At 61.9% G+C, this 11823-nt stretch carries 9 protein-coding genes and 3 tRNA genes; 8 read left to right on the plus strand and 4 right to left on the minus strand.

Annotated elements, in window-relative coordinates:
• Window positions 1-461: 461 nt before the first annotated feature.
• Window positions 462-534 (minus strand) — tRNA-Arg (locus AUR64_RS04240).
• 183 nt (window positions 535-717) lie between these two features.
• Window positions 718-1893, minus strand: coding sequence for an orc1/cdc6 family replication initiation protein (locus AUR64_RS04245; protein WP_058580695.1), 1176 nt, complete (start codon window positions 1891-1893; stop codon window positions 718-720).
• A gap of 579 nt (window positions 1894-2472) precedes the next feature.
• On the opposite strand from AUR64_RS04245, the gene AUR64_RS04250 reads away from it, so the two are divergent.
• The 4 genes from AUR64_RS04250 (at window position 2473) to AUR64_RS04265 (ending at window position 6373) form a co-directional block, all read left to right on the plus strand.
• Window positions 2473-3024: a hypothetical protein gene (locus AUR64_RS04250; RefSeq protein ID WP_058580696.1), complete on the plus strand. Its 552-nt coding sequence runs from the start codon at window positions 2473-2475 to the stop codon at window positions 3022-3024.
• 265 nt (window positions 3025-3289) lie between these two features.
• The gene (locus AUR64_RS04255) at window positions 3290-4807 is read left to right on the plus strand and encodes a single-stranded DNA binding protein (RefSeq protein WP_058580697.1); all 1518 of its coding nucleotides are present in this window, start codon (window positions 3290-3292) and stop codon (window positions 4805-4807) included.
• Window positions 4808-4925: 118 nt separating this feature from the next.
• Entirely contained in the window at window positions 4926-5357 is a 432-nt protein-coding gene (locus AUR64_RS04260; protein WP_058580698.1) for a histone, read from the plus strand.
• Between the two features lie 2 nt (window positions 5358-5359).
• Window positions 5360-6373: a histone deacetylase family protein gene (locus tag AUR64_RS04265; RefSeq protein WP_058580699.1), complete on the plus strand. Its 1014-nt coding sequence runs from the start codon at window positions 5360-5362 to the stop codon at window positions 6371-6373.
• A 45-nt stretch (window positions 6374-6418) separates the two neighbouring features.
• On the opposite strand, the gene cca is transcribed toward AUR64_RS04265, so the two are convergent.
• Window positions 6419-7819 (minus strand): CCA tRNA nucleotidyltransferase, encoded by a 1401-nt coding sequence (gene cca / locus AUR64_RS04270; protein WP_058580700.1) that lies wholly within the window; start codon window positions 7817-7819, stop codon window positions 6419-6421.
• 191 nt (window positions 7820-8010) lie between these two features.
• On the opposite strand from cca, the gene AUR64_RS04275 reads away from it, so the two are divergent.
• Both AUR64_RS04275 and AUR64_RS04280 read left to right on the plus strand, forming a co-directional pair.
• Window positions 8011-8115 (plus strand) — tRNA-Asn (locus AUR64_RS04275).
• 112 nt (window positions 8116-8227) lie between these two features.
• Window positions 8228-8302 (plus strand) — tRNA-Ile (locus tag AUR64_RS04280).
• A gap of 22 nt (window positions 8303-8324) precedes the next feature.
• Here the strand turns inward: AUR64_RS04280 and AUR64_RS04285 are convergent.
• The gene (locus AUR64_RS04285) at window positions 8325-9527 is read right to left on the minus strand and encodes an ABC transporter substrate-binding protein (RefSeq protein WP_058580701.1); all 1203 of its coding nucleotides are present in this window, start codon (window positions 9525-9527) and stop codon (window positions 8325-8327) included.
• A gap of 509 nt (window positions 9528-10036) precedes the next feature.
• Here AUR64_RS04285 and AUR64_RS04290 point away from each other — a divergent pair.
• Together AUR64_RS04290 and AUR64_RS04295 are read left to right on the plus strand one after the other, a co-directional pair.
• Window positions 10037-11260, plus strand: a complete 1224-nt coding sequence (locus AUR64_RS04290; RefSeq protein ID WP_058580702.1) for a putative manganese transporter — start codon at window positions 10037-10039, stop codon at window positions 11258-11260.
• A 60-nt stretch (window positions 11261-11320) separates the two neighbouring features.
• Window positions 11321-11770 (plus strand): universal stress protein, encoded by a 450-nt coding sequence (locus AUR64_RS04295; protein WP_058580703.1) that lies wholly within the window; start codon window positions 11321-11323, stop codon window positions 11768-11770.
• The last annotated feature ends 53 nt before the right edge of the window (window positions 11771-11823 follow it).

An 11823-nucleotide genomic window follows, 5' to 3' on the forward strand; every position in this document is an offset into this window, starting at 1 on the left:
GCGTCTCGCTTCGGTCAACCCGCAAGGCCGAGTTACAAAAGAGTTCGACGTGGGCAGGCTATATCATCTCGATGCTGCTGAGTTCGCCCGACCCGCACCGCTCGCACTCGAGCTGGCGGATATCTGACTCTCTACGCACGAAGTCGGTGTAACAGATATCACACTGGTACCGGAAGCGCGGCGATGCGGTCTCTCGGTCTAAGTGTCGCCTGAGCTGCGTGAGTAATTTGATCGTCTATTCACCCATTTTTCGATACACCGTTGGCTGATTAGTTCTTTTTCAGCCTGAGATAGACTCTCTAGCACGTGGTAGCGTCGCAGCGAGGATTGTGTTGGAATACAAACCCCAGTTCGGTCACCGAGACCAACAGCGGCCAGTGAGTCTACGAGTACGTCTGAAGAAACCGTCCTGACGGAGTCTCACGCGAGCGAGAGGCTCGCCAAGTTGTGAACGAAGGAAACGTCCTGACGGAGATTTGAACTCCGGTCCCTGGCTCCGCAAGCCAAGAGGATAGTCCACTACCCTACCAGGACTCATTCATCGATACACCCGACCCACATAAGTCGCTTCCGATTCGGCGGCACTGAACGGTACGGTATCGCGGCACATTCGATAGACGGCGCACTGTCTCCGCGTCGATATTTCACGTCGGCTCACTGCACCCACACACCGGAATCAAAGTGTTCTGCGAGTGGAAGTGGGATAGGGTCGACTGACTACTCCGAAACGACCTCGAACACTGCCTCGGCGTCGACAGAGAGGTCGTACTGATAGAACTGTCCGCCGGCGCGACCTTTGTTCGTCCGACGCTGCTCGACGAACCCGAGCATCGTCAGGTCCGCGAGGTGGTCTCGAACGCGGTGTTCCCCGAGAGGGTCGCTGCCCGCACCGCGAGCGACGCGTTCGTAGATAGGAAGGAGTTCCTTGAGTCGAAGCGGCGTTTCCTGTCTTCCGTACGCGCGTGCGAGCGAGAGGAGGATGTGCTTTCCGTGCGCGGTCAAATCACGGATACCGTCTTTCAACCGACCGCGTTCGACGCGGGTGACCGCCTCGTCGACGTCGGTCTCTCCGACCGCGTCTCGCCCGTCGGCGTCGGCGACGTTACCCGCTTCACGGAGCAGGTCGATGGCCTGCCGTGCAGAACCACTGTCGCGCGCGGAGATGGCCGCACATTTCGGGATGACCGCCCCGTCGAGGACGTCCTCTTTCATGCCTTTCTCCGCGCGGTCTTCGAGGATGGTTCGCAGTTCCGCGGCATCGTACGGCGGGAACTTGATTTCGTCTTCCTGGAGCGTGTCTTTGACTTTCGAGGAGAGGTTGTCGCGGTACGTGTAGTCGTTGGAGATACCGATGACCCCGACGTGACTCCGTTCGACGTAGCCGTTCGCCGAGGCACGGGGGAGTTCGTAGAGAATCTGGTCGTCGTCGCCGAGGAAGTCGATTTCGTCGAGAATGACGTAGACGGTTCCCTCACGCTGTTCGACCTCCGCGTAGAGCATATCCATCGCGTCGGCGAACCCGTACCCTTTTCCAATCTCCTCGCGGTCGGTATCGCGGCGCATCGCGTTCACCAGCGCGACGGCCGCCTGATACGACGAGGTGTGGTGGCCGCAGTTGACTTTCACGACGTGAATGTCGACGCCTTCGTCGCGGCGTTCGGCCTCCGAGGAGAGCATCTGGGTGACGTGGTCGGTAACGACCGTTTTCCCGACGCCCGTGTTGCCGTAGACGATGATGTTCTTCGGCGTCTCCCCGAACAGGGCGTCTTCGAGATAGCCGATGTACTCGGAAATCTCCTCGTCGCGTTCGAGAATCTCGTCGGGGTCGTAGCCCTCCTTGAACACGTCCTTGTTCGTGAAGACGTTTCGTTCGGTTCTGAATGTCGTCCTCATCTTCTGTCGTCTGTCTGTCTTTCTCGAACGTACGGATATAGCTGACGTTCTATGTGTTCTAACTGTTCTATCTGCTTTACGAACTGAACTGGGCTCCTCGCCGTTTCTTCCAGTCGAAACACCTACACGTGCCGCCGACACCACTTCTCTGTACTACCTGCTCCCGATAGGTCGGACAGACACACCGTTTTCTAAGTGTTCTACCTCTCGAAATCAGGGGACGACGCTGACACACTTTTTGCCCCTATGGGGACCTTTATATTTGAGTTCGAGGCGACACGTCGAGTCGTTCTCTCACCACATCGTTTCGACCAGAACACTTCGGATATGGTGTCCGTGTGTTCTCGACGCGACTCGACGTCTGCACCCCACCGCTCGCATCTCAGTTGACAAACGTGACTGTGACCACCGTCTCCGAACACTTAGAAAACGGTGTGTGACGGACCAGACGGGCCGGCAGCAGTACTCGCTCGGAGATGCAGATTCGAGTCAGAACGAACAGTCGCCGGTGGCCTCGATTACACAAAGAGAATTTTGACCGTTCCGAAAGCATATGAAAAGAGGTCTCGTTGAGCCAGTATGGACCGACGAACGTTTCTCGAACGGACAGCTGTGCTCGCTGCGGTCGGCGTCGCCGGATGTACCTCGACTGGTGCCGACGGTGGAGACAGCGGTGGCAACGGAAACGACAACACTGGGAACGGAACTGACGAGAACGGCACCGAGGACGACAGTGGTGACGATACGACGACAGAAGGAGACTCCGACGGGAGCGACACAGCGATAGCCGACCGAACCTTCGAGCGCACGGGCGAGTGCAACAGTTCCGGTACGACCACCGTCAGTCGCGAGGACGATGCCGTCGTCGTAGAGGGTTGTATCCGCGGTAGAAACGGCTGTTCGGTCCCTGTGCTCGACACCGCAGAATACGACGCAGACGCCGACCGTCTCTCGGTCGTCGTCGGAACGGAAGTCGAGAAAGAAGAAGACGAGATGTGTTCACAAGCGCTCGTTAGCCTCGGCTACGAACTCCGTGTTTCCTTCGACGGTCCCGTTCCCACCGACATCGCCGTTGCTCACGACGGACCCGACGGACAGACGACGGTCACGTCGTCGAATGCGAGCGAATAGTGCCGCAGAACTGACCGAGTCGCGTTGCCGCCGACCCTCGATTTCGGGCTGCACAGGTGTAGCGATTCTCACGAGCGTTTTTCTGCAAAGACGAAACTAAGCCCGAGTATGACTTTCATCGAGACTGACCCTCTAATCGACGGACAGCGTCGCCGTACCACGGCAAGGACAACGCTTAAGCGCGGGCCTTCCCTGCTTCGCTACACGATTATGGGTGTCGCAGATTCTACGGATTGGGAACACCGACCGCAGGGGTGGCGTTGAGATGGGCGCGATAGAGGACGTGTACGAGGACCTCGACACCGACGTCGAGTTCGAGGAGTTCGAAGCGGCCGTAAACGAGAAAGTCGAACAGATGGGCGGCCTCGCCGACGACGAGACGGCGGCGATGCTCATCGCGCACGAACTCCGCGACGAGGAGGTAAACGGCATCGCCGACGTCGCACCCGGCATGGACGAGGTGAAGTTCATCGCCAAAGTCGTCAGCGTCGGCGACCTCCGAACGTTCGAACGCGACGGCGAAGACGAAGACGGCCGCGTCATCAACGTCGAAGTCGCCGACGAGACGGGACGCATCCGCATCTCCTTCTGGGACGAGATGGCCGAATCCATCTCCGAGGGTGAACTCGAAATCGGGCAAGTCCTCCGCATCAAGGGCCGCCCGAAAGACGGCTACAACGGCGTCGAGGTGAACGTCGACCAGGCCGAACCGGACCCCGACGCCGAAGTCGACGTCCAGATTCTCGACAGCTACCGCGTCGAGGACATCTCGCTGGGCCTCTCGGACGTCAACCTCAAAGGCCAAGTGCTCGACAGCGGCACCGTTCGCACGTTCTCACGCGACGACGGCTCGGAGGGTCGCGTCTCGAACCTCGCACTCGGCGACCCGACCGGCCGCATCCGCGTCACGCTCTGGGACGAACAGGCCGACCTCGTCGAGGAGTTCAGTGCAGGCGAAAGCGTCGAAGTCGTCGACGGCTACGTTCGCGAACGCGACGGCAACCTCGAACTTCACGTCGGTTCTCGGGGCGCAGTCGAACGCCTCGACGAAACGGTTCAGTACGTCCCCGAGACGACCGACATCGGGTCGCTCGAAATCGACCAGACCGTCGATATCGCCGGGGGCGTCATCGAAGCCGACCCCAAGCGGACGTTCGAGCGAAACGACGGCTCGGAGGGGCAGGTCAGAAACATCCGCGTGAAGGACGACACCGGCGACGTTCGCGTGGCGCTCTGGGGCGAGAAAGCCGACACCGACGTCGAACTCGCCGACCACGTGATTCTCGCGGACGTCGAAATCAAAGACGGTTGGCAGGAGGATATCGAAGCCTCCGCCGGCTGGCGCTCGACGGTGACCGTCCAGAAGGACGCACCCGTCTCCGGCGGAGACGGCGGTGCGAGCGGGAGCAGTGATGCGGACTCGAACGCCGGCGGTCTCTCCGCGTTCGGTGGGGAATCCGACAGTGACTCCGCTGGCAGTTCCAGTAGTTCGGATACCACGGGCAGTTCCGGCAGTTCCGACACCGCCACCAGTTCGAGTGAGTCCGCTGGTTCCGCTTCCACCGGCACCGCTGCGGCGGCAGTCGAAGCTCAGAACACGAGCGCAGACGGCGAGACGGTCGAGTTCACGGGGACCGTCGTCCAAGCGGGCGACCCGGTCATCCTCGACAACGGAACCGAGACGCGCAGCGTCGACACCGGCGCGAACCTCCGACTCGGCGAGACGGTCACCGTCCGCGGGACGCTCTCGGGCGACCGTATCGACGCCGACGAAGTGCTCTGAACGCGGCGGCCCCGACGCTCCCGACTTTCGGTCCCCGTGCCGACCCGACACGATACGGAACTCGCAGGCTCGGTCACCAACGCAAAGCATTATACACCGCACCGACTGGTATCAGGGTATGAGTGTCGAGTTACCGTTCGCCCCCGTCGATACGCTCATCCGACGGAACGCGGGCGAACTCCGAGTCAGCGCCGACGCGGCCGAAGAACTCGCACGTCGCATCCAACTCCACGGCGCGCGACTCGCCGAGGACGCCGCCGAACACGCGACGGCGGACGGTCGAAAGACACTGATGGCCGAGGACTTCGGCGTCGAACAGGTTGTCAGCCGCGACGCGCTCGAACTCCCCATCGCCCCAATCGACCGCATCGCGCGACTCGACATCGACGACCAGTACCGCGTCTCGATGGAGGCGCGAATCGCGCTCGCAGACATTCTCGAAGATTACGCCAACAACATCGCAAGCGCGGCTACCAAACTCGCCCACCACGCCGACCGACGCACCGTTCAAGCCGAAGACATCGAGACGTACTTCTCCCTCTTCGAGTAGCCATGAAGTTCGGCTACAACGAGACCTGCCTCGACCACGACACCGGCCCGCGCCACCCCGAGACGGCCGACCGTCTCCGAGCCATCCGCGAAGGACTGAAGAAACGCCACGGCGTCGAGTACGTCGACGCCGACCCGGCGACGGAGTCGGAGGTCATGCGCGTCCACGAGGACGACTACGTCCAAGAGGTCAAGGAGTTCTGCGCCAGCGGCGGCGGCAACTGGGACCCCGACACCGTCGCCTGCGAGGAAACGTGGGACGCCGCCCTCGCCAGCGCCGGTCTCTCCCAGTGGGCCGCCCGCACGGCGCTCGACGGCGACGACGGCCGAAACACGCCGTTCGCACTCGGCCGCCCGCCGGGTCACCACGCCGTCTTCGACGACGCGATGGGCTTCTGTTACTTCAACAACGCCGCCGTCGCTGCCCAGACGGTCATCGAGGAAGGCGGCGCCGAACGCGTCGCTATCTTCGACTGGGACGTCCACCACGGCAACGGGACGCAGGACATCTTCTACGACCGCGGCGACGTGTTCTACGCCTCGGTTCACGAAGACGGTCTCTACCCCGGGACGGGCGAACTCGACGAGACGGGCGAGGGCGACGGCGAACTGACGACGTTCAACGCCCCGCTGTCGGCCGGCAGCGGCGACGCCGACTACCAGTACGTCGTCGAATCCGGACTCGGGCCCGTTCTCGACGAGTTCGACCCGGACCTCCTCATCGTCAGTGCGGGCTTCGATGCGCACCGCTACGACCCCATCTCGCGGATGCGCGTCTCGACCGAGGGGTACGCCATTCTGACCGACGCCGTTCGGACGCTCGCCGAGGAGAACGACGCCGCACTGGCGTTCGTTCTGGAGGGCGGCTACGGACTCGACACGCTCTCTGAAGGTGTCGCTACCGTCCACGAGACGTTCGACGGTCGCCGACCGATGGACCCCGAAGAGGACCTCGACGAGGAGACGGTCGAGATGGTCGACGACCTGCTCGACCGATTCGGTCTCGATTCCGCGTAGGCAACGCTCTAAATTCGGCGTAGACGACGCTCTAAATTCCTCATTCTACGGTTTCGGCTCGAAGTACGCACGGAGTTCGGCACCGAACTCGTCGGCCAACGCCGCAACGTCGTCGCCGACGAGCACCTCGTATCGCTCTTCAAGTACCGACTCGACCTGTGCGCCCAGCGCCACGTCGAACAGTGCGTCGCTCGATAGGAACGACTCGGGCGTGGTGAACTCGCGGTCGCGTTCGACGACGTAGCGGTCGCCGTCGATGAACGGTCCGTACACGCCCTCGATTGCTTCGTCTTCCTCGTCTTCCTCGTCTTCCTTGTCTGCGTCGCCGGCGCGGTCGTACTTCTCGAAAAACCCCATCGCGTGCTGTCGGACGGCGACCGGCGGCCCGTCGTGACGCGCGACCTGCGGGAGTTCGGCCACCGAACACTCGACGAACAGCACTGCTCGGTCGTCGGCTATCGCCGTCGCCCGTAGCGGTTCGAATCCCAGTCTGCCGAGTTCCGAGACGACGCCCGACAGCGACTTCTCCAACTGCGGGTAGAGTTGGTCTTCGACGACTTCCGGAGCCTGAAAAACGACGGCGACCGGGTGGGTCCCGCGTCGGTCGAGATGCTCGCGGACGTCGAACCGCGAGTACGACCGCTCCTCCGCCGGGAAGAACAGTTCTTCCCGTGGTTCCGCGAGCAACTCTCGGGCGTAGTGCTGGAGTCGAGCGACGTTCGCCGCCGAGAGGACCGCGGCGACGTTCCGCTCGGGGTCGGTCGGGTCGATGACGACCAACGGGTCGTCGAACGTCGCCCGGCCGTGTTCCTCGGGGTCGAACTCGACGGGCGGGTGCCAGTCGGCAGCGGCGTGAAGCAGCGGTTCGAGGCCGCCGTGTTCCAGAATCAGCAGTTCCGAGAGATACCCCGAGAAGCCCTTCGTACGGAGGTCGCTGCCGTACGCACCGATGCCTTTCAGAAACCGTTTGAACACCCGCACGTCGGCGCGAAGACCCTCGTCCAGCCGAGCGTCGAGGTAGGCGTTGTGGAACGGTGTTCGGTCGACTGCCGACTGGATATCGGTCGCCTCGGCGACGTCGTAGCAGGGGACGAGGTCCACGTCGAACCCCTCGAAGTCGCCTTTGACGTACGGATGCTCGGCGTACTCCTCGTGGCCGCCGGGGAGGACGGCGCGGCCGACTTCCAGTCCGTAGCGTTCGAGGTCTTCGCGCGGGAGGTCCGGCGGGAAACGGACGAACAGGTCGATGTCGCGGTCCCCGGAGAGCCACGTCCCCCGGGCGGTGCTGCCCACTTGGACGGCGTCGGCGTCGACGGGGAGTTCGGAAACGGTGGCCTCGACACGCTCGCGGAGGGCGGAGACGGCCGCGGCGAGGGCGGCGCGTTCGTCGGCGTCGGGGTCGATGCGCTCGCGGACGGCCGCGACGACGCTATCGAGGTCGGTCATTGCTCCGGCTTCGCCCGGTCGTGGCGAAAACGTGTCGGTGCGCGGGCGTGGCGATGCGTGCTGGTGAGTGCCGATGTGGGGACGTGCTGGCGCTCTCGTTTCCAACGCCTCTACGGTGTGTGACCGACAGACGAGGTCGGGGCAAAACGAAAGCCCTATCAAATCAACCCGAATACGAAGAGGTGCAGCAAGCCGTCGTAGCTCAGTTGGTAGAGCACCTCGCTGTTAAGGTGAGGAGTCCCCGACTGTTCACCGCAGTCACGAGGTGGTCCCAGGTTCGAGTCCTGGCGACGGCGCTTCTCTTCGACTTTCCTCCGGTGAGCACTCGCCGTCGATTTCGGATACGACGCATCGTCTACGAAGTCGATAGATAACGCTAAAGGGAAGCCCGATAGTACGACGAAGGGAGGGCCCTTAGCTCAGTCTGGTTAGAGCGCTCGGCTCATAACCGAGTGGTCGTTGGTTCAAATCCGGCAGGGCCCATCCAGATTCTACACTTCCATCGTCAGAACTCGCCAGTGACGATATCGGCGACTCGCTGTCGGTCGAACAGTTGCTCGTCGCCGAACTCGTCGGCGTACAGTCCCTGTGCGGCGCGTTCGAGTTGGAACAAGTGGATAATCGGCCCCTGGTACGTCAGGCCACCGTAGACGACACGGTCGTCTTCGACCGCCTGCAGTTCGCTTGCGATGTCGTGGTTGCGCAGGTGCGAGACGATTTCCTGCTCGAAGTACTCCTGCGTGATTTCTCCCTGAAGCCGCACCGCGATGGCGTCGGGGTCTATCTCCAAAAGCGCCTCGTAGTCGATTGTGGACCCGCCGGCCTGCGCGTCCGTAACGTCGTTCTGTGCGAGTGCGTCGCCGACGTTCAGGTCGTTCCAGTGTTTCGACTGCGTCCCGGAGCCGATGAGGTACGGATAGAACGACTCCGGCGGCATCTCCGCCGGGTAGAGCACCGCTACGTCGGGCGTCTCGCTCGGTAGACGGCTCTCAACGGTTGCGAGAATCTCGTCGTGATACGCTTCGAACGCGTCGTAGCGCTCCTGTTGCTGGAACATCTGTGCGACTTTCTCGAACGCCTCGTACATCGAGTAGTCGGCGTAGTCGTGCCACGAGTAGACGCGCGAGAAGATGGTGTTGCCGAAAAACGGCGCGACGTTGCTGTCGATTTCGTCGACGTCGCTTTGACTCCACTGCAACCGGTTCACCATGAAGTTCGGGTCGACGATGTGGACGTCGGCATCGAGTTCGTAGAAAATCTCCTTACTGGTTCCGTCCTGCCAGAGTTGTGTGAGCTCTTCTTTGTTCACCGAGACGCCCGGCAACTCCTCGTAGAGGTGCGCGCCGAATCGCGCACGCACACCGATAGCCGAGAGGCCGTCGGCCTGCCCGAGTGCAACACCCATATCCGCGTAGTCACCGGTGTACGGGAACCATGTCTGTGGGGCTTCCTCGAACTCGACGGCTCCCACCGGCTCCATAGAGACCGAGTACGGTTTGTTCCCGTTCTCGGTGGTGGTCGTCTCCGTCGACGCTTCCGTTTCCGCTGTAGCTGTCGACGCCGACGTCTCGGCGGCTGCGTCGGACGCCGACTCCGAATCAGTATCACCGGCGCATCCGGCGAGTAGCCCTGCACCGATGACTGCGCTACCGTACTTTACGTACTCGCGTCGTGTCGGCTCGTTTGCGCTGTTCGTCTGTTTTGGCATAGATTTAGGCACACCTAAACAGATAAACCAGTTTCGGAATTTAGGTCGACCTAATCTCTTCCACTCTCGCGCCTATCATCCCATCATCACGACACCGTGATAGGCGGACGTAACACCGATATCTGTCGAGAGGGATTGACGCGGAGTGGAGTCTGTTTTCGAGAGATACGACGTTCCGGACAAGACGTATGGGTGTCTACGTCGTATCGATACTCATACAGCGCTTCGTCGACGAGAGTGCTACCGACTGGTGTGTTCCAGTTTAACAATGACCCTCCTCCGCAATAACAATCTCCGGATTATTAGATGCGTCTAATTCACAAGTTCGGCAGGAACTATTTTGTAGTTCGAGTACCCAGTAGAGAGTAGTTAGCAACTATGACGACTATTCGAGGTCCATCTCCTCTCCGAAGGACCATCTCTCCGACGATGCCTCATCTGAGACGGACGGAACAGCCATCGAGACTGACGAGTTCGGGTACGACCGATAGTGGGGAGGTGACGACCAGATGATTGGCGCACAGGAAGCCATCGACATTTTCGTCTACTCGGTTCGAGACGGCTTCGTTCAGGTCAGCGCGTTCGTCGCCGTCACCGTTCTCCTGTTCAGTTACATCCAGTACCGGACGGGCGGTCGTATCGTCACGTTCCTCGAAAACAACAAACGACTCCAACCCATCGCCGGTGCGCTCCTCGGCTTGACGCCCGGCTGTGGCGGCGCTATCATCGCAATGCCGTTGTACATCCGCGGGACGATTAGTTTCGGTACCGTCGTTGCGACGCTCGCCGCAACCGCCGGTGACGCCGCGTTCGTCATCCTCGTCCTCGCCCCGGAGGCCGCCCTCTACGCGTACGGCATCGCGTTCGTCGCCGGCGTCACGTTCGGCTACGCCATCGACATCTGGGGTCTCGGTGTCGGCCGCGTCGACCGCGCCGTCGACCGCCTCAGCCGACCGATGACCGACGGCGGGTTCAGCACGACGAGCGTCGCCAGCGGCGGTCCAAGCGTTTCCGGCTACGAGATGGACAACTGTGGACACGACCACGGCGGCGATACCGAACCCAGCGGCCCGTTGACGACGTTCAGCCACGCGGTTCACGTGATTTGGTGGGCCGTCGCGTTCTCGGGCCTCGTCGCGGGCGTGCTCTACTTGGCTCGCGGCGCACCCGAGGTCCCGCTGGAACTCGCGCCGACGTTCTTCGGTCTGTTCACCGTCGCCGGGTTGGTCGGCACGACGCTGTCTTTCTACCTCCATTTCGTCGGTCGTCGCTACATCGGCGAAGGCGAAGCGGGACGGATTCGTGACGACTTCCAGAGCGCGTACGAGACGTTCCAGCACGCGGCGATGGAGACGAGCATGGTCACCGTCTGGGTCATCGGCGCGTATCTCGTCTACGAGTACGGTGTCGCCATCTTCGCTATCGACATCGGCGCGCTGACCGCAGCAGCAGGTGTCTTAGCGCCGATTGCGGGCGCAGCGCTGGGTCTCATCCCCGGGTGTGCCCCACAAATCGTCTTCGCGGGACTGTACGCCGAGGGCGCGATTCCGTTCTCGGCGCTGACCGCCAACGCCATCAGCCAAGACGGCGACGCGCTGTTCCCACTGATGGCAATCGACATGAAGGCCGCCATCATCGCGACCATCTACACGACGATTCCGGCGCTCATCTCCGGGATACTCCTGTACTACTTCTGGCCGTTCGCCAGTTTCGGGTTCGGGGTGCTCGGATGACGACACTGGACCACGTTTTCGTGGGCCTGTCCACGGACGTTCCACCGGGAGAAAGCGACCATGTATAATCGAATCCTCGTTCCAGTCGACGGGAGCGACCAGTCCGCAGCCGCTGTCGAACACACGCTCGACCTCGCCGAGAAGTACGACGCGGACGTGCACGCAGTCTACGTGGTCGACACCGGGACGAACCTGTTGACGGTCTCGAAAGACGAAGTCCGCGACACCCTCAGAGACCTCGGAGAAGAGACCGCCGAGGGCGTGCTTCGAGAGGTCGAGGGACGCGTCGGCGACGCGGATGCCGATATCGACCTCGTCGTCGACGTTCTCGAAGGGAAACCCGACGAGGAGATACTCCAGTACGCCGACGAACACGGTATCGACCTCGTCGTTATGGGTACGCACGGACGGACCGGGGTGAAGCGACGCCTACTCGGGAGCGTTACCGAGCGAGTCATCAGAGACGGTGACATCCCGGTTCTGACCGTGGGTGGGCCGTCGACTTCGTAGCCGGACCCGACCGACGTACTCGGCTCTCTCTTTCTCACACCTTCGAACGTCCG

This window comes from Haloprofundus marisrubri (genome assembly GCF_001469955.1).
Taxonomy (GTDB): domain Archaea; phylum Halobacteriota; class Halobacteria; order Halobacteriales; family Haloferacaceae; genus Haloprofundus; species Haloprofundus marisrubri.